Consider the following 21,500-nt stretch of genomic DNA (forward strand, 5'->3'; position numbering starts at 1 on the left):
AGCGGCTGCGGATGGCGCTGGTGGCGAAGAATCCGGTGGCGGCGGCGGTGATCAGGGCGCAGACGGCGAGAAGGAGCGTACGGCGCATCGAAGTGCCTTTCCCGAGGTGATGGTTGGGCCCTGCACAACGCCGGCCACCGCCGAGCCGCTTCGCCGCCCGGCCGATGCCACCCGTACGGACGCGCCCGGAGGAGCGTGCGCGGGACGCGCCGCCCCGCGAGTCACCGGGCGGACACCGCGATCCGGGCCGGCCCGGTCCGGGACGCGGCCGTCGGCGCCGCAGGTGGGGGCGGGGCGGTCCCGGACGTGACCGACTCGCGCACCGTGCGCAAGGTGATGCCGGTGTGACCGTCCCCATTGCGGCTACGGGGCGGTGCGGTGAACATCGCCTCACACGTATTTCCGAATAACTGTTATCCGAGGCTGCCTCAGAGATCTCCCTTGTCACGGACAGCAAACGTTCGGCATCGACGACAGGGAAGCGGCAATGAGTACTCAGCACACGGTGGAGTCGGCGGCACTGGTGACCGCTGCCCGAGGGGGCGACCCGGCGGCACAGGACGCTCTGGTCGGCGCGTACCTTCCGCTGGTCTACAACATCGTGGGCCGGGCGCTGAACGGCTCGGTGGACGTGGACGACGTGGTGCAGGAGACCATGCTGCGCGCCCTGGACTCGCTGGCCGCGCTGCGCGACCCCGAGGCCTTCCGGTCCTGGCTGGTGGCGATCACCATGAACCAGATCCGCGCGCACTGGCAGCAACGCCAGTCCGCCCAGGAACCCGTGGAGGAGGCCGGCGACCTCGCCGACCCGGGCGCCGACTTCGTCGACCTCACCATGATGCGGCTCCAGTTGTCGGGCCAGCGTCAGGAGACCGCGCGCGCCACCCGCTGGCTCGAGCCCGACGACCGGAGCCTGCTGTCCCTGTGGTGGCTGGAGTGCGCCGGTGCGCTGACCCGTGCCGAGGTGGCCGAGGCCCTGGAACTCTCCCCGCAGCACGCCGCCGTCCGCGTGCAGCGGATGAAGGCGCAGTTGGAGGCCGCCCGCGTGGTGGTGCGGGCGCTCGACGCCCAGCCGCCCTGCGGAGAACTGCGGGGCGTGCTGGCGGGCTGGGACGGACGGCCCTCGGCGCTGTGGCGCAAGCGCATAGCCCGGCACGCGCGCGGCTGCACCGGCTGCTCGGGCCTGTGGAGCGGACTGCTGCCCGCAGAGGGGCTGCTCGCCGGCCTGGCGCTGGTGGCGGTGGGGCCCGCGCTGGCGGGGAGGATCCGCGCCGCCTACGACCCCTCGGCCGTGGCCGCGGCCGGATCGGCCTCGCCGTTCGGCACCGGCGGCGACGCTGTCTCCGGCGGCCACGCTGTCACCGGCGAAGGCCCCGGTACCGGTGAGGGCCCCGTCACCGGCGGGACGTCCCCGGCGTCCGTACCGCCCGTCGGCAGGCACCGCTCCGGGGGCGCGCAGACCACCGCCCGCGGCGCGGCACGTCGCAGGCGCCGCTTCCGGCGGCGTGCCGTCGGCGGGGCGATCGTGGCCGCCTGTGTGGCGGGTGGCGGTCTCTACCACTTCGGCGGCGGGCCGGGCGACGAGCCCGGCGGGCGGACCGCGGCACGGACCGCCGAGGAGGTGCTCCTCACGGATCTCGCCACGCCCCGCACCAGCCCCGACAGTTCCCCGTCGGTCTCATCCTCATCCTCAGCCTCTCCGTCGCCGTCCGCGTCCGCCTCGAAGTCCCCCGGCCCGCGTGCCTCCGCGAGTCCGCGGGCGTCCAAGAGCGCGCCGTCCACGGCGAAGGCGCCCGCGCCGAGGCCGGGCGCGTCGCGCGCCCCGGTCGCGCAGTCGGCTCCGTCCGGCACCGCGGCACGGGTGATCGCCCTGGTCAACAAGGAGCGGGCGGCGGCCGGTTGCGGCCCGCTGACCGATGACGCCAAGCTGCGGAACGCCGCGCAGGGCCACTCCGCGGACATGGCCGCCCGCGACTTCTTCGACCACACCAACCCGGACGGCGCCGACCCCGGCAAGCGGATCACCGCCGCCGGCTACCGCTGGTCCACCTACGGCGAGAACATAGCCAAGGGCCAGCAGACCGCCGAGTCGGTGATGACGTCGTGGATGAACAGCCCCGGACACCGGGCCAACATCCTCAACTGCGCCTTCAAGAACATCGGCGTGGGCATCCACGACGGCGCCGGCGGGCCGTGGTGGACGCAGAACTTCGGCGCCAAGCTGTGAGCGGGCGCCGTCCCGCCGGGCGGACCGGGCGCCCGCCCGCCGCCGGCAAACGGTATGGCGCGGGTACGGCCCCCGGCCGTTCCTGAGGCGTCCGGCACCGACCACGGCCGTGTCGCTCCCGCCGGCTCAGCCGGCCGGCTCGCTCCCGATCAGGAAGACCTGGGCCGTGTCCGCGCCGGTGGCGCACCGCTCCGCCACGGCCACGGTTCCGGGCTCCGTGGCCGCCCCGCGCATCCCCAGGCACAGCCCGCCGTCCAGGGTCGGACGCAGCCGCCACTGTCCCGGCCCGCCCGCCCGCTCGATGCGGAACAGCTGGGCCGACCCGCCGGCCCGGCAGTCGTCCCACGGTTCCAGGGTGCCGCGGTACGCCCCGGCGGTGAGGACGGTGAGACACCCGGTGCCCAGCTGCGGATGGCGCCACTGGATGCGGTAGAGCCCGTCGTCCTGCCGCTGGAGGTACGTCCGGGGCGGCACCGCCTGGTCGCAGGGCCGCTGGACCGCGACCGTCTTCGACCGGTCGGCGCCGGTCATCCGGACGTCCCCCTCCGTCAGGCACAGCCCCGGCGCGCGCACGGGACGGATGCGGGAGTACCCCGCGGCCGGGCCGGGGCCCGCCGCGGCGGGCGTCGGCTCCACGGACGACCGGCTCCCCGTCCTCTCACCGGCGGGCGCGTCGTCGTCCCTCGGCAGCAGCACGATCGCGGCCACGACCAGCAGGGCGACCGTGCAGAGCGACGCCAGGGCGACGAGCGCCGCCGTCTCCACCCGGCTGCTGTCGGCCGGAGCGCGCCGACGACGACGTACGGCATCGTCGTCGGGTGAGTCGAGTAAGGCTGAGTCCGGTGAGTCGTCCGCCCCGGCCGCCGTCGCCGGCTCCCGCTCGTCCCGCGCCGCCTCGTCCTGCGTCGAGGCGAGCCGCTCACGGGCCGCGAGCCATCGGGGGAGGTCCGCCTCGGCGCCGCAGGCCCGCACCAGCGCGGTGACCAGCTCCGCGCGGGGCAGCGCCGACCGCCGCAGCACGTCGGCCACGGTGCTGCGCGCCAGCACGTCACCGCGCGCGGCGGCCCGCTGTTCGAGCTGCCGGTACGTCAGGCCGCTGCCGTCCTTCAACCGCCGCAGCAGCGTGACGAATTCGGACGCGGTACGTGCCTCACACGGGTCCGATCCCCCCGAGATCGTCATCCCGTCATTCTCGTCACGTGTGTCGCAGCCGGCAACGACGCTCCCGGCCACATGCAGGCTGTCCGGACCGGCCGCCCGTCCCCTGCCCGACCAGCCCGGACAGGCGCGCGGCTGTCCCGGACAGGCCCGGCCCTTGCCGGACAAGATCCGTCCGCCCAGGCTCGGTTGCAGTCGCCGCGACCGGGCCCACGGGGGTGGGCCGGCCGACGGCACTTCCACCCACGTACAGCCTGACGACAAGGAGTTCGGCATGCGCACGAACAGCCTGCGTGCCCGCGTCACCCCGCTCGCCCTCACGGCGGCCCTGCTCGGCGGTGTCACCGCGACGTCCGCCCTGACCGCGCCGGCGGCCCAGGCGGCGAGCGGCGGCTACTATCTGTACTTCAAGAAGAACTCGGCGAACCCGGTCAACTCCCGCCTCTACCTCATGAAGAGCGTGCCCCACGCGGCGGACAAGACGGTCGCCTCGTACCGCGCCGGCTCCGGCAACGGCAGCAGGAACGCGTGCGCCACCGCCCAGGGCTGGCTGCCCAACGGCAAGTACAAGGTGGAGTTCCACCGCACGAACTTCGACGGCATCATCAACGGCTACGTCATCAAGGTGTCCGACAAGCGGTGCCGGAACAACGGCGCCGGCGGCACCAAGCGCACGGAACTCTTCGTGCACAGCGAGATGAAGCCGAACGGCGGGCAGGGCCGGATCGAGTCGGAGCGCTGGGACGGCACGAGCGACTACTACTCCAACGGCTGCGTCAAACTGAAGCCGGCCGACATCAAGAACCTCTTCGCCAAGGCGGGCCGCTACGGCTGGCCGAAGACCCTCACGGTCAAGTAGGCGGACTCGCCGCCCCGCCCCGCCGCGCGGCACGCCCCCTAGACCGCTCACGCGGGCACGTCCCGCCCGGACACCCGGGCGGGACGTGCCCGCGTGCGGGTGATCCGGGGGACGTGACGAGCGCCGCACGGGCCGGCCGACCGTGGGACGGCCCATGGGGCGGCCGGATCAGAGCTGGCCGGAGGCCGCGATGGTGATCTTCGCGGAGGTGGCGCCGCTGCGCGAGCCGAGGGACTCGATCTTGCGGACCAGCTCCATGCTCGTGTCGTCGGCGACCTCGCCGAACACCACGTGCTTGCCGTCCAGCCAGTCGGTCACGACCGTGGTGACGAAGAACTGCGAGCCGTTGCTGTTCGGGCCGGCGTTGGCCATCGACAGCAGGCCGGGCCGGTCGTGCTTGAGGCTGAAGTTCTCGTCGGCGAACTTCTCGCCGTAGATGCTCTTGCCGCCCGTGCCGTCGCCGCGGGTGAAGTCGCCGCCCTGGAGCATGAAGGACGGGATCACGCGGTGGAAGGAGGAACCGGCGTAGCCGAAGCCCTTCTCGCCGGTGGCCAGCGCGCGGAAGTTCTCCGCGGTCTTCGGCACGACGTCGTCGAACAGGTTGAAGTTGATGCGCCCAGCGGGCTCGCCGTTGATGGTGATGTCGAAATAGACCTTGGTCGTCATGCCCCCATCCTGCACGTTCCGGCGACGGCTGCCGAATCCAGCCCCCCTCGTGTCGGGGACGCGGGCCCGCGGACACGCCCCTACCAGGGCGCCGGCGGCCGGTTAGCAGGTGCCCTGGGGCGGCGCAACCCGTCCGGATCCACCCGGCGCCCGGCAGGCTGTGGTGCCCACGGCCATACCGTCGCCCGCCGTACCACCCCTACGGTGCCGGACACCGGGCCGCTCAGCCGGGCCGGTGCCCCCGCAGGTCACCGAGGGAGCCGCCATGCAGTCGCCGTCATCCCGCCGAGCCGTCGCACCGCTGTCCCGTTTCCTGGCCGCCATGACCCTGGCGCTCGTCGCGGCCCTGGCCGGACCCGCGCCGCACTCCCACGCCGCCGTCGGCCTGACCAGGGTCACCGACTTCGGCGCCGATCCCGGCCGGCTGGCCATGTACGTCCACCGGCCCCCGTCCCTGGCCGAGCACCCCGCCGTGGTGATCGCCCTGCACGGCTGCACCCAGAGCGCCCAGGGCTACGCCGACAACTCGGGGCTGCCCGGACTCGCCGACCGGTACGGGTTCCTCCTCGTCCTCGCCGAGACGACGTCCTCGAACAACCCGAACAAGTGCTTCAACTGGTTCCAGGCCACCGACAACCGCAGAGACCAGGGAGAAGCCGCCTCCATCAGGCAGATGGCCGCGCACACGGTCTCCGCCTACGGCGCGGACCCCCGCCGGATCCATGTCACCGGCCTGTCGGCCGGCGGCGCCATGACGGCGGTGATGCTCGCCGCCTATCCGGACGTGTTCCGCTCCGGCGCCGTCGTGGCCGGCCTGCCGTACGACTGCGCCAGGGACACCGGCCCCTACACCTGCATGAACCCCGGCGTCGACCTGACCCCCGCCCAGTGGGCTCGGCGGGTCCGGGACGCCCACCCCTCGTGGACCGGCCCGTGGCCGCGCGTCGCCGTCTGGCAGGGCGACCGGGACACCACCGTCGTACCGCGCAACGCCGACGAACTGCGCGACCAGTGGACCGCGCTGCACGGACTCTCCCCGGTGCCGAGCCGTACCTCGCTGATCGGGCCGGACTCGACGCGGCACGAGGAGTACGCGGCGGCGGACGGTACGGTGGCCGTCGAGGTGAACCGGGTGCCCGGCATCGGGCACGGCACCCCGGTCGACCCCGGCAGCGGCCCCGAACAGTGCGGCAGCACCGGAGCGCCCTACTTCCTCGACTCCATCTGCTCCAGCTACTGGATCACGCACTTCTTCGGGCTGGCGGAGCCCGGCCCCCCGTCCGGTTCGCTGCCCGCCCCGACCGCCCTGACCGCGACCGGCGCCACCGACACCACCGTCACCCTGGGGTGGAACCCGGTCGACGGAGCCGCCGGTTACGTCATCCACCGTGACGGTTCGCCGGTCGCCGCGCCCGCCTCGACCTCGTACACCGACACCGGCCTGTCACCGGGCTCGACCCACACCTATGCCGTCGCCGCCCGCGACGCCGACGGCGGCGCCGGACCGCTGTCGGCCACGGTCACCGCGCGGACCACCGGTGCCACCGCCGCCTGCTGGACCGCGAGCAACTACGCCCATGTCCGTGCGGGGCGTGCCACGACCGGCGGCGGCTCCACCTACGCCAAGGGATCCGGCCAGAACATGGGCCTGTACAACACCTTCGTCACCCACACCCTGAGGGAGTCACCCGTCGGCCACTTCACCGTCGCCGACACCGCCTGCCCCTGACCCGGGCCGGGCACGGCTGTCGGCGCCGTCCACGCAACCGGCAGCCGTGCATGGCGTCAGCCCACTCGATGAGCAGGGCCATCATGGCGGGCGCACACATGTCCGGCGACTTCTCGTGCCGCCTAGCCTCCAGCCGTCGAGTCCGCTTCCTCCGGAGGTCGTTCATGGCCCTGTTCCCCGCCGCCGCCCCGCCGACGAGACGGCGTACCGCCCTGGGCGCCGTCGCCCTGGCCGCCGCCGCGGCCCTGCTGCCCTCACCCGCGGACGCCGGGTCGGCCCCCGGCGACGTCACCGGTCACTGTGCGGGCCTCTCCCACCTGAGGGTGCCGGGTGCGGCCTATCAACAGGCCGACTGCCTGGACGAGTTGACCACGGCCGGCACCGTCGCCTCGGGCCACACCGACCCGGCCGACTGGGCCGGGCTGACCCCGAAGGACCTCACGGTCCCCAGCGGGGTCCCCGGCATCCAGGTCGACGGCTACTTCCCCGACACCTCGACCACCAACACCAACCACGGCTGGAACCACGACGCCCAGTTCGTCGTCCGACTGCCCGACCGCTGGAACGGCGGACTCGTCGTGGCCGGCACCCCCGGCAACCGCGAGCAGTACGCCAACGACCGGGCCATCGCCGACTGGGTCCTGGCCCGCGGCTACGCCTACGCCGCCACCGACAAGGGCAACACCGGGCTCGCCTTCCACCGGGACGGCGTCCGTCCCGGCGACGCCGTCGTCGAATGGAACACCCGGCTCACCCAACTCACCCGGGCCGCCCGCACGGTGGTCACCCGGCGCTACCACCGGCCGCCCGCCCGCACCCTCGCCACCGGAATGTCCAACGGCGGCTACCTGGTGCGCTGGCAGTTGGAGAACCATCCCGAACTGTACGACGGGGGAGTGGACTGGGAGGGCACGCTCTGGCGGGCCGAGGGCCCCAACCTGTTCACGTTCCTGCCGTCGGCCCTGCGCCACTACCCCGCCCACGCCGCCGGCGGCCCCGCCGCCGAGCGGGCGCGGACGGAACTGCACCGGGCGGGTTTCCCGGCCGGCTCGGAGTTCCTGTGGCCGTTCCACCACCAGGTCTACTGGGACCTGACCCAGCGCGTCTACCGCGAGGAGTTCGACCCCGCCTTCGACGGCGCCACCGAGGCGGGCACGCCGTACTGCGCACCGGGGTCGGTCCCGGGCTGCGACGCCGACTACGACTACCCGGCCCGTCCCGCCGGGGTGCGGGCGGCGGTGGAGCGCGTCGCGCTGACGGGCCGTATCGGCAGGCCGCTGATCACGATCCACGGCACCCTCGACGTCCTGCTGCCCATCGCCCGGGACTCCGACGTCTACGCCCGGATGGTGCGGGAGGCGGGCCGCGGCGGCCTGCTGCGCTACTACCGCGTCGAGGGCGGCACCCACACCGACGCCCTGTTCGACAGCTTCCCCGACCGGCTCCGCCCCCTGCTGCCCTGCCACCGCTCGGCCTTCGCCGCCCTGGAGACCTGGCTCGCCACCGGCCACCGCCCGCCCGCCGGCCGTACGGTCGCGCGGCCCGCGGACGCCGACGCGGCCACCCTGCTCAGGGACTGCCCCCTCGACGGGTGACCGGCCCGGTGGCGTGGAGCCGCCGAGGGAACCGGCGAGCCGGGCCGGTGGTCAGCCCGCGAACACCCGGCCGTCCTTCACCACGTAGTGCGCGGGGTCGGAGCAGCCGAGGGACGGCGTGAGGAGCAGACTCACCGTGAGCGGCGCCGGCTCGGTGCTCGCCGTCGAGAACGCGCAGACGGCGCCCTTGCCGGTGAGCGGGTACCAGAACCAGCCCTCCGGGTCGCCGACGGTGACACGGTCCGTCTCCTTCCAGGCGCCGCCCGTCCGTGTGAAGACCTGAAGGCGCACGGAGGCGGCGTACTCGTCCTCGGCCGAGCGCAGTGCGGTCAGGGTGATCTTGTAGTCGCCGCCGAGCACCGAGGAGGCGATCTGCCGTGACTGCGGCGCGGCGGTGCCGGCGGCCGACGCCCCGGCGGCGCCGAGCACGGTCGCCGACAGGGCGACGAGGGCCGCCGTCACGCCGAGCCGGGTCCGGCGGTGGTCGCGCTTGCGAGCCGTGTTCATGTGTTCCCCCGTGGAACGATGTGAGGTGGATGACCGAGTTCGTCCCGGATCATTCCGTTTGATGAGGAAGACGCCTGAAACGGCTCGACGGTTGCACGGGCGGCGGGCTCCGGTCTCCGTCCCGCCGGACCCCGCGGCGGAAGTCGCCCCACCGGCGAGCGTGACGCGGAGGGCGGAGCGGGCGTTGAACCTCCCATGGAACATGCCCTCACCACAGCGGTCCCGCCGACCCGGGCGACCGTGCAAGCCCGTGGTACCCGTGCTCGTCACGACCGTGGCCGACGGAGCCGACGATGACCGGGCGCAGGCGTGAACACCGGCTCGAGTTCGAGGGGTTCACGTATCTCTGCCGGGTGACCGAGTCGCCCGACCCGGTCACCGGGCCCCTCGTCGTGATCGGCGGCATGATGCAGGACCGCGGTTCCTGGGCGAACTACGAGAAGCTGCTGCTCGGGCAGGCCTCGCTGGTGACCGTCGAGCTTCCCGGCTTCGGCGCCTCCGACCCGCTCCCCGCCGCCCACGGCTACGACTTCCTCGCCGCGGCCCTGCGCCACCTGCTCGTCGAACTCGGCATCCGCGACGCGAACCTGCTCGGTACGTGCTACGGCGGCGCGATCGCCCTGCGCTGCGCCCAGCGGTACCCGCAGCACGTGTCACGGCTGCTGCTCGGCGCGATGACGGGACGGCTGCCGCAGCCCTACCTGGGCATGATCCCGCAGTGGCGGGCGATGGTCGCGGAGGACCGGCGCGACGAACTCGCCGACAGCCTGATGTCGACGTTCGTGAAGCCGCCCGACCGCCGCATCCCGCGCCACTCGGCGGTCTGGCGGATGCTCAGTCACCAGTTCCGCACCCAGAGCCGCCAGGACCTCGCCAAGGCCTGCGACCACAACGCCCGCATGCTGCTGCACGAGTGGTACGAACCGATCGCCCTCGACGTCCCCGCCGTGGTCTACACGGGCGAGCAGGACCACCTCACCACCCCGGCCCAGGGGCGGCAGCTGGCCCGTGAACTGAACGCCCCGTTCGCGACGTTCCGCGACGCCGACCATATGTTCACCCTCGAGCAGGACGTGGCCCACGCCGACCTCATCCTCCGCTTCTGCACCGGTCGGCCCCTGACGGACCTGCCCTACCTCAGTTCCCTCGAGCACCCCGCCGACGCGGCCGCCGTCTGACGCGTGCCGCCGCCTCCCCGGCCCGCGGCACCGGAAGGCGGCGGACGTCCGTGGCGTCCCCCGGCCCCGTCGCCGTGCACCGGACGCCTAGGGTGCGGTCATGACATCGCGCGACTACCTCTCCGAACTGTTCTCGCTGGACGGCCTGACCGCCGTGGTCACGGGCGGCAGTTCCGGCATCGGCAAGGGCATCGCCGGGGCACTCGCGCGAGCGGGGGCGAGCGTGGTGGTCGTGGCCCGCGGGGAAGCGCAACTCGCCGCCACCGTGGACGAGTTGACGGCGGACGGCTGCCGCGCCGGCTGGGTGGCCGGCGACCTGAGCACCCGCGACGGGGTGCGTACGGCGGCGGAGCGGGCCGTCGCGGTGTTCGGCGAGCCCGACATCCTCGTCAACAGCGCCGGGATCAACCTGCGTCCGCCGATGAGCGAGCTGGACGAGGAGGTGTGGGACGCGACGATGGCGGTGAACCTGGACGCGCCCCATCTGCTGGGCCGTCGGTTCGGTCCCGGCATGGCCCGGCGGGGCTACGGGCGGATCATCCACATCACCTCGCAGCAGGCACACCGGGCGTTCGCCGACAGTGGCGCCTACGGCGTCTCCAAGGGGGCGCTGGAGTCGCTGGCCCGCTCCCAGGCCGAGGCCTGGTCGCCGTACGGCGTCACCTGCAACACGCTGGTGCCCGGCTTCGTGATGACCCCGCTGAACACACGGCTGTCCTCCGACCCGGAGAAGGTGGCGGCGCTGGCCGCGCGCACGATGGTCGGGCGCAACGGGCTGGCCGACGACTTCGCCGGTGCCGCGGTGTTCCTGGCCGGCCGCTCCTCCGGCTATGTCACCGGGCAGTCCGTCTTCGTGGACGGCGGGTTCTCCGCCCACTGAGCGGGGCCCGTCGACCCGCGCGGCGCGTCGGCGCGGGGCCCCGCCTCCACGACGCGAAGGCCGGCCGGTGCGTCCGGCCGGCCTTCGGGGGTCGAGGGATCAGTCCGTGCCGAACTCCATGGCGGCGCGGTCCAGCAGCTCGTCGTCCTCGGAGACCTCGCCGCGTGAGGCGATGGCCTCGGCGCCGCCCTGCGGCATCTCCGGCATGGTGCCGATCAGGCCGGTCGCGGCCGCCTGCGAGGCGCCCATGGCGGGGCTGCCGGTGCCGATCAGGCCGAGGCCGACGTACTGCTCCAGCTTGGCGCGCGAGTCGGCGATGTCGAGGTTGCGCATGGTGAGCTGGCCGATCCGGTCCACCGGACCGAACGCGGAGTCCTCGGTGCGCTCCATCGACAGCTTGTCCGGGTGGTAGCTGAACGCCGGGCCCGTGGTGTCGAGGATGGAGTAGTCCTCGCCGCGCCGCAGCCGCAGGGTGACCTCGCCGGTGACGGCCGAGCCGACCCAGCGCTGGAGCGACTCCCGGATCATCAGCGCCTGCGGGTCCAGCCAGCGGCCCTCGTACATCAGCCGGCCCAGACGGCGGCCCTCGGCGTGGTACTGGGCGAGGGTGTCCTCGTTGTGGATCGCGTTGACGAGACGCTCGTACGCCGCGTGCAGCAGGGCCATGCCGGGCGCCTCGTAGATGCCGCGGCTCTTGGCCTCGATGATGCGGTTCTCGATCTGGTCCGACATGCCGAGGCCGTGCCGGCCGCCGATGGCGTTCGCCTCGACGACCAGGTCGACCGCGGAGGCGAACTCCTTGCCGTTGATCGTGACCGGGCGGCCCTGGTCGAAGCCGATCGTCACGTCCTCGGTGGGGACCTCGACCGAGGGGTCCCAGAACCGCACGCCCATGATCGGCTCGACGGTCTCGACGCCCGTGTCGAGGTGCTCGAGGGTCTTGGCCTCGTGGGTGGCACCCCAGATGTTGGCGTCCGTGGAGTACGCCTTCTCGGTGCTGTCGCGGTAGGGCAGGTCGTGGGCGACCAGCCACTCCGACATCTCCTTGCGGCCGCCCAGCTCGGTCACGAAGTCCGCGTCCAGCCAGGGCTTGTAGATCCGCAGGTGCGGGTTGGCGAGCAGCCCGTACCGGTAGAACCGCTCGATGTCGTTGCCCTTGAACGTCGAGCCGTCGCCCCAGATCTGGACGTCGTCCTCGAGCATCGCCCGGACCAGGAGGGTGCCCGTGACCGCGCGGCCGAGGGGCGTGGTGTTGAAGTACGCGCGTCCGCCCGAGCGGATGTGGAACGCCCCGCAGGTGAGTGCGGCCAGGCCCTCCTCGACCAGCGCCGCGCGGCAGTCGACGAGACGCGCGATCTCGGCGCCGTACGTCTTCGCACGGCCGGGCACCGACGCGATGTCGGGCTCGTCGTACTGGCCGATGTCGGCCGTGTAGGTGCAGGGGACGGCGCCCTTGTCGCGCATCCACGCGACCGCGACGGACGTGTCGAGGCCGCCCGAGAAGGCGATGCCGACGCGCTCGCCGGCGGGAAGGGAGGTGAGGACCTTGGACATAGGAAGAGTATGCAGCATCTCGCATGATCATGCAAAGAGAGTTCTCTTCGCCTCGCCGGGGCCGCCTCGCTGTGGGGTGCCCTCGCCGCCGTCGCTCGCCGTGGTGGCCTCGCCGTTGTCTCGCTAGTCGGTGTCGGGCTCGTCGTCCCGGTCGCCCTCGGCCTGGGACGGTGTCGGGTGCTCGGGGGTGGGCACGTCGGTCCTGTTCCCGGCGTCGGGCTCGTCGGGCTCGCCCTCGGCCTGGCTGGGGGTGTGGTCGTTCATGGAGAGGCTCCTCAACGGTGTCGTTCGCGTGCTGTCGTGGCGGTCGTCGGTGTGCGGTCGTCGGTGTACCGGAAGGACCCGGACCGGCCGCCCGGACCGCCGGGGTCGTGCCCCGGGTGCCCCGGCGGCTTCCGGCTCAATCGGCGGGGTCGCGCGCCAGGGCCTGGAGGAGACCGTCCGCCGCGTCCGGCGCGGCATCCCGGCGGAATCCGGCGCCGATCTCGCGGGCGAGGTCACGGCCGGAGGTCCCGCACCAGTGCCACCAGTGGTCCAGCGCCGCCTCGTCGAGCCGTTCGGCGGGCACCAGCGCGGGCCACCCGCAGGCGTGTGCCTGCGCCGTCACCTTCGCGCCGCCCTCCACCGGGTCGACGGCCACCACCGGAACCCCGGCGCGCAGAGCGAGCACCATCCCGTGCAGCCGGTCGGTGACGACCAGGTCGAGCCGGGAGAGCACGGCCTCCAACTGGGCCGGTGTCGCGCACAGCCGCCAGTCGTGCACGTCGAGCCGCGTCTCCAGTTCCAGGCGCGCGCAGTCCCGGCCGCACAGCCAGCGCGTCACCTCCTCGGCGACCCGCTCGTGCCTCCGGCGCGCCCCGTACTCGTGCTGGCCGTGGGTGAGGATCACCCCGACCACGGGTCGCGCGGGCAGGGCGGGGGCGCGGGCCGCGAGATCCGTGGTGGGCACGGTGTCCGGGGCGTCCCGGGCCAGCACCCGGTGGAAGCCGGTGACGGCGGGACCCCCGACGTCGACGACGGAGGTACCGACGGCGATCCGCACACAGTGCGCGAACCGCCGGTGCAGCTCCTCGATCTGCGGCCCGTGCAGGGGACCGCAGACGAACACCAGATGGGAGTAGTCCTCGGGACGGAGCCGCGCCAGATGCGGTCCCGCGGGCCGGAAGCCGGGGCTCCAGGCGACGTCGTGGTCCAGCCCGGCGCGCAGCAGCACGTCCCGCACCCGCTCCAGCGCCAGCACGTCCCCGGCGGTCGCCTCCCCGTCCAGGAAGCCGAACCACCCGGTCAGCAGGATCCGCGTGCGCTCTGCCACAGCGCCCCGGGTGCCCCCGTGGTCCGGTCGGCAATCACGGCCGGGCGCGGCCGGTCTCCGCACCGTCGGGCGTGGCGCCGAGACCCGCACCCGCACCGTCGGGGCGCGGCGCCGAAATGCACCGGACAGGACGGGGGAACCATGGCCAGGTTCCTCTCCCCACGTCCTCACGAGGGTTCGACGACGGAACGCGGAGAGGACCCGGCGGTGCCGGGTACTCGTCCCGCCGTGTGCGGCCGGACATCAGGCGTCCGGCTCCGACAGAGCCGAGGAGGTACGGGATGGGACTGCGCAACCAGGTCGTGGTGGTGACCGGAGCGTCCAGCGGGATCGGGCGGGCCACGGCCGAGGCATTCGCCCGCAAGGGCTGCGCCGTCGTGCTGGCGGCGCGCCGCGAGGAGGCACTGGAGGCGGCCGCCGAGGAGTGCGCCAAGCACCGCGGGGCCCGGACGCTGGTCGTGCCGACCGACACGACGGACGTCGAGGCGGTCGAGAACCTGGCACGGCGCGCGGTGGAGGAGTTCGGCCGGATCGACGTCTGGGTCAACAACGCGGCCGTCAACGCCTTCGGCCGCTTCGAGGACGTGCCGCTGGAGGACTTCCGCAGGGTCCTCGACGTCAACGTGATGGGTTACGTGCACGGGGCCCGAGCGGTTCTGCCGGTGATGCGTCGGCAGGGTACGGGGACGCTGATCAACATCTCGTCGATCGTGGGCGCCGTCTCGCAGCCGTACAGCCACCCGTACAGCATGTCCAAGCACGCCGTGCGGGGCCTCGGGTCCAGCCTGCGCCAGCAGTTGCGGGTGGAGGGGGTGAAGGGCATCCACGTGTGCACGGTGATGCCGGCGACCATCGACACCCCGCACTTCGAGCAGTCGGCCAACTACACCGGGCGCAAGGTGGTCGCCATGCCCCCGGTCTACAGCCCCGAGCGGGTGGCCCACGCGATCGTGGCTCTCGTACGCCGTCCGCGCCGCGAGGTGGTGGTCGGCCCGGCCGGTCGCGCCCTGGTGCGCCAGTCCCGCATGGCGCCGGCGCTGGCGGAACGGGCCATGGCACGCCAGACCGACAAGGGCCACCTGGACAAGGACGAGACGGCTCCCGCCACGCACGGCGCGCTGCACGTACCGGCCCCCGGAGAGGGCTCCGTGCACGGCGGCTGGCACGGGCGTCGACGGACCGCGGTGCGCAGGACGGCCGTCGCGGCGGCGCTGGCGGGAGCGGCCGTGACCGCGGGGCGCCGCGTGGGCCGGGTCCAGGCGGGCCGCTGACCCGGGGCCCTGACCGGCCCCGAGGGCCTGACCGGGGCCCTGACCGGCGTTCTCCGGCCGTGTGCCACGTCCGCCGACGCGCGGCGCACGGCCGAAGGGGCCCCTTTTTCATGACCCTGTTCGTCAGCTGGTTCGTGACTAAGGTGCGTCGTGATCCGGGAGGCGGCCGCCGGCGCGCGAACGGGCCCCGCCGTCAGGCGGGGCCCTAAGAACGCGCCGATGTGCCGACGGACCTCAGCCGGACACCCGCCCCGATTCCTGGCGGGCCGGCGCCGGGACGCGGACCCCCTCAATGACGAATCCGCTGCGTACACGGCTGGGCATGCGGCTCAGCGGGATCCGCAGGTCCTGTTCGGGCACGGCGTACTCCAGCCGGGCCAGCCGTGGCCCGAGGGCGCTCAGCAGAGCGATCGTGATGTCCTCGCCGGGGCAGCGGTGGCCGGAGGAGCGGTCGCCGCCGCCCTGGGGGACGAGTTCGTCGCGCTCGGGCGGCCTTCCCAGGAAGCGCTCCGGTGCGAAGGTGTACGGATCGGTCCACAGCTCGGGGTCGTGGTTCTGGCCGTACACGTCGAGCAGGACCAGCGCGCCGGACGGGATCGGTTCTCCCCGCCACTCCAGATCGGTGACGGCCCGGCCGCCGAGGAAGGGCGCGAAGGGGTAGAAGCGCCGCAGTTCGTGGGCGAAGGCCACGGCGTAGGCGGAGTCGTCCTGGCACAGCCGTTCCCGGATGGCCGGACCGCGGTGCAGCGCGTGTCCGGCGTAGCTGACGAACCAGCACACCGCGACGGTCGGGCGGATGACGTTCAGCAGTTCGACGGCGGCGGTGTGCGGGTCGAGCAGCCTGCCGTCGGCGTCCCGGTGCCGGACCACCACGTCCAGCGCCGACCCGGCCGGCGCGACGGCATCGCCGTCCCGTACGTCCTCCACCAGACGCCCCAGCCACGCCTCACTGCGGGCACGGGCCCGGCGGGCCCGCCAGTGGCGCGGCCCCGGTGTGGCGAAACCGTCCACCATGGCGACCATGGACCGCGCCACCTGGTCGGCGTCGTCCAGCGGAATGCCGGCCCACCGGCAGACACCCCGGGTGAGGACGCGGCTCACCTCGTCGAACAGGACGACCGACGGACGGCCGGACCACGACGGCACCGCCTCGTCCCACGCCTTCGTGACCTCCTCCACCACTCCGGCGACGGCCTGCGGGCCGGTGAGCAGCGAGAGGAACATGTCCTTGCGGGCGCGGTGCGCCCCGCCGTCCAGGGTGTGTACGGCCCCGTGCCCGAACAGGGTGCTCAGCACGGGCCCGGGAAGCGCCGTTCCGCGTTCCACGTGGCGTTCGTCGTAGAAGAAGCGCACCGCGTCCGGCCCGTGCAGGGCCACGGCGTGCTGTCCCATCAGGCGGGTGCGTACGACAGGGCTCGCGGTGCGGCGCCGGCGGTCGGGCAGCCAGGCGTACCCCTTGGCCAGGAGGGGAAGCGAGCTGTCGGCGAGTGGGGGGCGACGACTCTGATTCATGGCTCCGCGAGTGCCCGTCGGCCCCGGCCGGAAACGCGGAGCGGCCGGGCGACGACGCAGGGTTCCCCCGCCGGGCCGCAGGGTACTCGGAGCGCTCCCCACCAGGAGGAATAATGGATCACTCACGGGTTCCGGTGCTGGAGGCGTTGCAGAAGTTCAGGCTCCGGGGAGACGTGTCGTACGGCCCGCCCGGGCACCGGCAGGGCCGCGGGGTGGACCCGCGGGTGGCGGAGATCGTCGGCCTCGACGTGTTCCGCTCCGACGTCCTGTCCCTCAACGGCCTCGACGACCGCCGCCAGTCCCAAGGCGTGCTCAGCCAGGCCCAGGAACTCATGGCGGACGCGGTCGGTGCCGAGCAGGCGTTCTTCTCCACCTGCGGCAGCTCCCTGTCGGTCAAGACCGCCATGCTGGCCGTCGCCGGCCCCGGCGAGAAGCTGCTGCTGTCGCGCAACGCGCACAAGTCCGTGGTCGCGGCCGTCGTCGTCAACGGTGTCGAACCCATCTGGGTCCACCCGAAGTTCGACGAGGAGCGCCACCTCGCCCACCCGCCGGAGCCCGACGACGTACGCCGTCGCCTCGAGGAGCACCCGGACGCCAAGGGCATGCTGCTGATCACCCCCACGGACTGGGGCACCTGCGCGGACATCCAAGGCGTGGCCCGGGTGTGCCACGAGTTCGACGTCCCGCTCATCGTCGACGAGGCGTGGGGCGCGCACCTGCCGTTCCACCCCGCGCTGCCGCCCTGGGGCATCGACGCGGAGGCCGACCTGGTGGTCACCAGCGTCCACAAGATGGGCGGCGCGATCGAACAGAGTTCCGTCTTCCATCTCCAGTACGACCGCGTCTCGGCCGAGGCGCTCAAGCAGCGGGAGGACCTGCTCGGTACGACGAGCGCCTCGTCCCTGGTCTACGCGACGCTCGACGGCTGGCGCCGCCAGATGGTCGAGCAGGGGCACGAACTCCTGGGGACCGCGCTCCAGCGGGCGGAGCGGATCCGGGTCGCGGCCGGTGAGCTGCCGGGATTGCGGCCGATGGGCGAGGAGGTGGTCGAGGAGGGGCTCGCCGCCTCCTTCGACCCCCTCAAGATCGTGATCGACGTACGGGAACTCGGCATCAGCGGTATGCAGGCCGCCGAGTGGCTGCGGGACCGGCGGCACGTGGACGTCGGTGGCTCCGACACCTGCCGCATCAGCGCCTCGATCACCCATGGCGACGACGACGAGACCGAGAAGATCCTCCTGGACGCCCTGCGCGCCCTCGTCGACGGCGCCGACTCCATCGAACGGCAGCCGCCGGTCCACCTGCCGGAATCCTCCGTCCTGGAGCTGGAACAGGCCATGCTGCCGCGCGAGGCGTTCTTCGCCGAGGTGGACCACGTGCCGGCGGAGCGCGCGGCGGGGCGGATCGCCGCGGAGACGATCAGCCCGTACCCGCCGGGCGTGCCGGTCATCGCTCCGGGCGAGGTCATCACCGCCGAGGTCCTCGACCACCTCCGCAGCGGAGTCGAGCACGGCGTCCTCATCCCGGACGCGGCCGATCCCTCGCTGGAGACGCTGCGCGTCGTGCGACAGCACTGAGGAGACGGAACAGGCGGGACGGACCGAAGGGACGGAACAGGCGGGACGGACCGAAGGGACGGAACAGGCGGGACGGGCGGGACGGAACCGTCGAGGCTGTGCACAGACCGACCCCGCTCGGCCACCCGGAGCCGGGCGGGTCGGGCCGGGTCGGTCCGGGGGATGGCCGAGCGGGGTCGGACGGGGACGAGCATGCGGGACGGCGCCGGGAGGTCGGCCGGCGTAGCGCGGTCCGTGCTCGCCGGTGTCGTACCTCTCGCTTCCCCGGCTCGGGCACGACGATCACCAGCCGCCGGCCGCGTCCCCCACTTCACAGGGCGATACCGCTAGCCGTCCGTCCAGCGGCACAGCAGCCGGAACACCGTCACCAGGGTCACCGGCCACACGGCGGCGAACGCCCAGATCACGGCGGGTTCGGAGGTGACGATCCCGGTCACCATGAACGTGACGGACACGGCGAGCAGGAAGAGTGCCGTACGCGGGCGCGGGCGGGCCGGGGGCAGGTGGAAGGCGCGCAGTCGTCGATCGAGGCGACGGTCGCGGCGCAGCGCGCGTTCGATCTCCTCCAGGACGCGCCGTTCCCGATCGGAAAGTCGGCCGGCAGCCACTGTCCCTCCTCCCGCGACGACCGAGCGGACGCCCGGCGAGTGCCCGGGAGGCACCGGAGTTAACGGGTGGCCCGGCAGTCCGTGGACGGAGGGAACGGCCCATGCCGAGGAACGCTCCCGTCCGCAGCCGGTCGGCCACCGGTCAGTCGGCGACCGGTCGGTCGGGGACCGCGTCGGCGAAGAAGGGGGTCTCCTTGGGATTCGGGCCGTACCTGTTCTGGCCGGGGGTGGGTTCGTTGGACGTGAGCGCGAGCATGGCGATGATGCCGACGCAGGGGATCGCGCCGATCAGCACCCACCAGCCGGAGCGGTCGGTGTCGTGCAGGCGGCGGACCGTGGCGGCGAGGGTGGGCAGCGCGGTCGCCGCGGTGTACGAGAGGGTGGGCCAGTCGTTGCCGAAGTGGTCGTCCGCGAACATCAGCGCGATGTAGACGACCGAACTCACCAGGGTGAACATCCAGTACTCCTTGCGGCGGGCACGGCCGCGGAACACGGCGTACTGTCCGAGCACCTTGAAGTACCAGCTCACTGCGGCCCCCGGGATTCGATGTGCGACGGTCCTGTTGATCAGGAACGCCGCGAAACCTAGGTGGGCGGACGTGTACCCGTCAATCGAGATACCGGCGGGGAGGTCCGGTGATCGTCGCCGGTAACCTGGTCCCGTGCAGGCCCCCCGTCTACGTCGTGTCGCCGTCCTCGTCCTCGAAGGGGCGAAACCGCTGGATGTGGGCATCCCCGCCCAGGTGTTCACGACGCGAGCGAGCATGCCGTACGAGGTACGGGTCTGCGGTGCGGCTCCGGGGCTGGTGACCGGCGGTGACGGACTGTCGTACCACGTCGCCGACGGGCTCGACGCCCTGGAGTGGGCCGACATCGTCTTCATCCCCGGCCACCGGTTCCCCGACCGCGACGACCCGCCGCCCGCCGTCGTCGACGCGCTGATCGCCGCCCACGGCCGGGGGGCCCGGCTCGCCGCCATCTCGACGGGCGCCTTCGCACTGGCCGCGACCGGTCTGCTCGACGGCAGGCGCGCCACCACGCACTGGCACTACACCCGGGCGCTGGCGGCCCGGCACCCGCTGGTACGGGTCGACGAGAACGTCCTCTTCGTCGACGAGGGCACCGTGCTGACCTCGGCCGGCGCCGCCTCCGGCATCGACCTGTGCCTGCACATCCTGCGCGGCGACCTCGGAGTGGGCGCCTCCAACCACACGGCCCGGCGTCTCGTCGCGGCCCCGTACCGCAGCGGCGGCCAGGCGCAGTACGTGCCGCGCAGTGTGCCCGAGCCGCTCGGCGAGCGGTTCGCCGCCACCCGCGAGTGGGCGCTGCGCCGCCTCGGCGCCCCCCTCACCCTCACGGACCTCGCCCGGCACGCGGCGGTCTCGCCCCGCACCTTCTCGCGGCGTTTCGTCGAGGACACCGGGTACACACCCGTGCAGTGGGTGATGCGCGCACGTATCGACGCGGCCCGTGAACTGCTCGAACGGTCCGAGCGGAGCGTCGAGCAGATCGCCGCCGACGTCGGCCTGGGCACCGGCGCCAATCTTCGGACGCACTTCCAGCGCATCCTCGGCACCACGCCGAGCGAGTACCGGCGCACCTTCACCCGGGGCGAGTGACCGGCCGGCATCCGTCCGAGGCACCCCCGTGGCGCGATCCTTTCGAACCGTGGCGATCTCGCCGCTGTCCCGGTCGTGGGCGGCGCGCGAGCCTGGGGGAAGCGAATGGAAGGGACACCACTCATGACTCGCATCGCCATCAACGGATTCGGCCGTATCGGACGCAACGTGCTGCGCGCGCTGCTGGAACGCGACACCGGCCTGGAGGTCGTCGCGGTCAACGACCTCACCGAGCCCGCCACCCTCGCCCGGCTGCTCGCCTTCGACTCGACGGCCGGCCGTCTCGGCCGCCCGGTGAGCGCCGACGGGGACACCCTCGTCGTGGACGGCCACCGCATCAAGGTGCTCGCCGAGCGTGAGCCGGCACGGCTGCCGTGGGCCGAGCTGAACGTCGACATCGTCCTGGAGGCGACCGGCCGTTTCACGTCGGCGAAGGCCGCGCGCGCCCACCTGGACGCGGGCGCGAGGAAGGTGCTCGTCAGCGCGCCGTCGGACGGCGCGGACGTCACCCTCGCGTTCGGCGTCAATACGGACGCGTACGACCCGGACCTGCACACGATCGTGTCGAACGCCTCCTGCACGACCAACGCGCTCGCACCGCTGGCCGCGGTCCTCGACGACCTCGCGGGGATCGAGCACGGCTTCATGACCACGGTGCACGCGTACACCCAGGAGCAGAACCTCCAGGACGGCCCGCACCGCGACCCGCGTCGCGCCCGCGCCGCCGGTGTCAACATCGTGCCGACCACCACGGGTGCCGCGAAGGCGATCGGGCTGGTCCTGCCGAACCTCGAGGGCAAGCTGTCGGGCGACTCGATCCGGGTGCCGATCCCGGTGGGCTCGATCGTCGAACTCAACACGACCGTGGCCCGCGACGTGACCCGCGACGAGGTGCTGGCGGCCTACCGTGCCGCCGCCGAAGGTCCCCTCGCCGGGGTCCTCGAGTACTCCGAGGACGCGCTCGTGTCGGCCGACATCGTGGGCAACCCGGCCTCTTCGATCTTCGACTCGGCCCTCACCCGCGTCGACGGCCGTCACATCAAGGTCGTCGCCTGGTACGACAACGAGTGGGGCTTCTCCCACCGCGTCATCGACACGCTCGGACTGCTCGCCGCCACCGGCTGACGGACACCGCTCCTGCGCCCGGCGCGGGACCGCGGTACGCGGCGGCCGGCGCACGGACGGGCCCTCTCGTCCGGGGCGGGAGGCTTGCTGTTGCCGTTGACGTTGCGCTGCTGCCGGTGTCGT

At 73.1% G+C, this 21,500-nt stretch carries 19 protein-coding genes; 10 read left to right on the forward strand and 9 right to left on the reverse strand.

All coding sequences use genetic code 11. From position 1 onward, the window contains the following. Window positions 1-487: 487 nt before the first annotated feature. A complete protein-coding gene (locus ACFYO5_RS21250; protein ID WP_388710693.1) occupies window positions 488-2,227 on the forward strand; it encodes a sigma-70 family RNA polymerase sigma factor in 1,740 nt (579 codons plus the stop codon). A gap of 126 nt (window positions 2,228-2,353) precedes the next feature. Here the strand turns inward: ACFYO5_RS21250 and ACFYO5_RS21255 are convergent, their stop codons facing one another. Then, the gene (locus tag ACFYO5_RS21255) at window positions 2,354-3,409 is read right to left on the reverse strand and encodes an RICIN domain-containing protein (RefSeq protein WP_388710696.1); all 1,056 of its coding nucleotides are present in this window, start codon (window positions 3,407-3,409) and stop codon (window positions 2,354-2,356) included. 250 nt (window positions 3,410-3,659) lie between these two features. On the opposite strand from ACFYO5_RS21255, the gene ACFYO5_RS21260 reads away from it, so the two are divergent. Then, window positions 3,660-4,244: a L,D-transpeptidase family protein gene (locus ACFYO5_RS21260; RefSeq protein ID WP_388710699.1), complete on the forward strand. Its 585-nt coding sequence runs from the start codon at window positions 3,660-3,662 to the stop codon at window positions 4,242-4,244. Window positions 4,245-4,412: 168 nt separating this feature from the next. Here the strand turns inward: ACFYO5_RS21260 and ACFYO5_RS21265 are convergent, their stop codons facing one another. Beyond that, entirely contained in the window at window positions 4,413-4,910 is a 498-nt protein-coding gene (locus ACFYO5_RS21265) for a peptidylprolyl isomerase (RefSeq protein ID WP_388710702.1), read from the reverse strand. A 265-nt stretch (window positions 4,911-5,175) separates the two neighbouring features. Between ACFYO5_RS21265 and ACFYO5_RS21270 the strand changes: the two genes are divergently transcribed. Further along, complete coding sequence (locus ACFYO5_RS21270; protein ID WP_388710705.1) at window positions 5,176-6,639, forward strand: PHB depolymerase family esterase; 1,464 nt, start codon at window positions 5,176-5,178, stop codon at window positions 6,637-6,639. Between the two features lie 164 nt (window positions 6,640-6,803). Next, entirely contained in the window at window positions 6,804-8,234 is a 1,431-nt protein-coding gene (locus tag ACFYO5_RS21275; protein WP_388710707.1) for a tannase/feruloyl esterase family alpha/beta hydrolase, read from the forward strand. A gap of 51 nt (window positions 8,235-8,285) precedes the next feature. Here the strand turns inward: ACFYO5_RS21275 and ACFYO5_RS21280 are convergent, their stop codons facing one another. Continuing rightward, window positions 8,286-8,741 (reverse strand): hypothetical protein, encoded by a 456-nt coding sequence (locus ACFYO5_RS21280; RefSeq protein ID WP_388710710.1) that lies wholly within the window; start codon window positions 8,739-8,741, stop codon window positions 8,286-8,288. 293 nt (window positions 8,742-9,034) lie between these two features. Here ACFYO5_RS21280 and ACFYO5_RS21285 point away from each other — a divergent pair, with 293 nt between their 5' ends. Next, the gene (locus ACFYO5_RS21285; protein ID WP_388710713.1) at window positions 9,035-9,919 is read left to right on the forward strand and encodes an alpha/beta fold hydrolase; all 885 of its coding nucleotides are present in this window, start codon (window positions 9,035-9,037) and stop codon (window positions 9,917-9,919) included. Between the two features lie 100 nt (window positions 9,920-10,019). Then, complete coding sequence (locus tag ACFYO5_RS21290; RefSeq protein ID WP_388710716.1) at window positions 10,020-10,799, forward strand: SDR family NAD(P)-dependent oxidoreductase; 780 nt, start codon at window positions 10,020-10,022, stop codon at window positions 10,797-10,799. Window positions 10,800-10,898: 99 nt separating this feature from the next. On the opposite strand, the gene argG is transcribed toward ACFYO5_RS21290, so the two are convergent. The 3 genes from argG to ACFYO5_RS21305 all read right to left on the reverse strand — a co-directional run bounded on the left by argG (window position 10,899) and on the right by ACFYO5_RS21305 (window position 13,665). Then, window positions 10,899-12,353 (reverse strand): argininosuccinate synthase, encoded by a 1,455-nt coding sequence (gene argG / locus ACFYO5_RS21295; RefSeq protein ID WP_356569852.1) that lies wholly within the window; start codon window positions 12,351-12,353, stop codon window positions 10,899-10,901. 123 nt (window positions 12,354-12,476) lie between these two features. Further along, window positions 12,477-12,617 carry a hypothetical protein gene (locus ACFYO5_RS21300; RefSeq protein ID WP_356569854.1) on the reverse strand — a complete coding sequence of 47 codons (141 nt, stop codon included), beginning with the start codon at window positions 12,615-12,617 and terminating at the stop codon, window positions 12,477-12,479. 136 nt (window positions 12,618-12,753) lie between these two features. Beyond that, window positions 12,754-13,665, reverse strand: a complete 912-nt coding sequence (locus tag ACFYO5_RS21305) for a polysaccharide pyruvyl transferase family protein (RefSeq protein WP_388710721.1) — start codon at window positions 13,663-13,665, stop codon at window positions 12,754-12,756. 281 nt (window positions 13,666-13,946) lie between these two features. Here ACFYO5_RS21305 and ACFYO5_RS21310 point away from each other — a divergent pair, with 281 nt between their 5' ends. Further along, window positions 13,947-14,936 (forward strand): SDR family oxidoreductase, encoded by a 990-nt coding sequence (locus ACFYO5_RS21310; RefSeq protein ID WP_388710724.1) that lies wholly within the window; start codon window positions 13,947-13,949, stop codon window positions 14,934-14,936. 234 nt (window positions 14,937-15,170) lie between these two features. Here ACFYO5_RS21310 and ACFYO5_RS21315 read toward each other — a convergent pair whose 3' ends face one another. After that, window positions 15,171-16,448, reverse strand: a complete 1,278-nt coding sequence (locus ACFYO5_RS21315) for a cytochrome P450 (RefSeq protein ID WP_388710727.1) — start codon at window positions 16,446-16,448, stop codon at window positions 15,171-15,173. Between the two features lie 113 nt (window positions 16,449-16,561). Here ACFYO5_RS21315 and ACFYO5_RS21320 point away from each other — a divergent pair, with 113 nt between their 5' ends. After that, window positions 16,562-18,025 carry an aminotransferase class I/II-fold pyridoxal phosphate-dependent enzyme gene (locus ACFYO5_RS21320; RefSeq protein ID WP_388710730.1) on the forward strand — a complete coding sequence of 488 codons (1,464 nt, stop codon included), beginning with the start codon at window positions 16,562-16,564 and terminating at the stop codon, window positions 18,023-18,025. 326 nt (window positions 18,026-18,351) lie between these two features. Here the strand turns inward: ACFYO5_RS21320 and ACFYO5_RS21325 are convergent, their stop codons facing one another. Both ACFYO5_RS21325 and ACFYO5_RS21330 read right to left on the reverse strand, forming a co-directional pair. Beyond that, a complete protein-coding gene (locus ACFYO5_RS21325; protein ID WP_388710732.1) occupies window positions 18,352-18,633 on the reverse strand; it encodes a DUF3040 domain-containing protein in 282 nt (93 codons plus the stop codon). Between the two features lie 142 nt (window positions 18,634-18,775). Beyond that, on the reverse strand, window positions 18,776-19,162 hold the full coding sequence (locus tag ACFYO5_RS21330) for a DUF805 domain-containing protein (RefSeq protein ID WP_356569866.1): 387 nt from the start codon (window positions 19,160-19,162) through the stop codon (window positions 18,776-18,778). A gap of 133 nt (window positions 19,163-19,295) precedes the next feature. Between ACFYO5_RS21330 and ACFYO5_RS21335 the strand changes: the two genes are divergently transcribed. Both ACFYO5_RS21335 and gap read left to right on the forward strand, forming a co-directional pair. Further along, entirely contained in the window at window positions 19,296-20,252 is a 957-nt protein-coding gene (locus ACFYO5_RS21335; protein WP_388710735.1) for a GlxA family transcriptional regulator, read from the forward strand. A 123-nt stretch (window positions 20,253-20,375) separates the two neighbouring features. Next, window positions 20,376-21,377 (forward strand): type I glyceraldehyde-3-phosphate dehydrogenase, encoded by a 1,002-nt coding sequence (gene gap, locus ACFYO5_RS21340; protein ID WP_356569870.1) that lies wholly within the window; start codon window positions 20,376-20,378, stop codon window positions 21,375-21,377. Window positions 21,378-21,500 lie beyond the last annotated feature (123 nt).

Origin of the sequence: Streptomyces sp. NPDC006259, assembly GCF_042870975.1 — a bacterium.
GTDB lineage: Bacteria > Actinomycetota > Actinomycetes > Streptomycetales > Streptomycetaceae > Streptomyces.

Bases quoted from the DNA above. Each gene is read 5' to 3' on its own strand.
- ACFYO5_RS21250 (WP_388710693.1), top strand. From the start codon at position 488: ATGAGTACTCAGCACACGGTGGAGTCGGCGGCACTGGTGACCGCTGCC.
- ACFYO5_RS21255 (WP_388710696.1), bottom strand. From the start codon at position 3,409: ATGACGATCTCGGGGGGATCGGACCCGTGTGAGGCACGTACCGCGTCC.
- ACFYO5_RS21260 (WP_388710699.1), top strand. From the start codon at position 3,660: ATGCGCACGAACAGCCTGCGTGCCCGCGTCACCCCGCTCGCCCTCACG.
- ACFYO5_RS21265 (WP_388710702.1), bottom strand. From the start codon at position 4,910: ATGACGACCAAGGTCTATTTCGACATCACCATCAACGGCGAGCCCGCT.
- ACFYO5_RS21270 (WP_388710705.1), top strand. From the start codon at position 5,176: ATGCAGTCGCCGTCATCCCGCCGAGCCGTCGCACCGCTGTCCCGTTTC.
- ACFYO5_RS21275 (WP_388710707.1), top strand. From the start codon at position 6,804: ATGGCCCTGTTCCCCGCCGCCGCCCCGCCGACGAGACGGCGTACCGCC.
- ACFYO5_RS21280 (WP_388710710.1), bottom strand. From the start codon at position 8,741: ATGAACACGGCTCGCAAGCGCGACCACCGCCGGACCCGGCTCGGCGTG.
- ACFYO5_RS21285 (WP_388710713.1), top strand. From the start codon at position 9,035: ATGACCGGGCGCAGGCGTGAACACCGGCTCGAGTTCGAGGGGTTCACG.
- ACFYO5_RS21290 (WP_388710716.1), top strand. From the start codon at position 10,020: ATGACATCGCGCGACTACCTCTCCGAACTGTTCTCGCTGGACGGCCTG.
- argG (WP_356569852.1), bottom strand. From the start codon at position 12,353: ATGTCCAAGGTCCTCACCTCCCTTCCCGCCGGCGAGCGCGTCGGCATC.
- ACFYO5_RS21300 (WP_356569854.1), bottom strand. From the start codon at position 12,617: ATGAACGACCACACCCCCAGCCAGGCCGAGGGCGAGCCCGACGAGCCC.
- ACFYO5_RS21310 (WP_388710724.1), top strand. From the start codon at position 13,947: ATGGGACTGCGCAACCAGGTCGTGGTGGTGACCGGAGCGTCCAGCGGG.
- ACFYO5_RS21315 (WP_388710727.1), bottom strand. From the start codon at position 16,448: ATGAATCAGAGTCGTCGCCCCCCACTCGCCGACAGCTCGCTTCCCCTC.
- ACFYO5_RS21320 (WP_388710730.1), top strand. From the start codon at position 16,562: ATGGATCACTCACGGGTTCCGGTGCTGGAGGCGTTGCAGAAGTTCAGG.
- gap (WP_356569870.1), top strand. From the start codon at position 20,376: ATGACTCGCATCGCCATCAACGGATTCGGCCGTATCGGACGCAACGTG.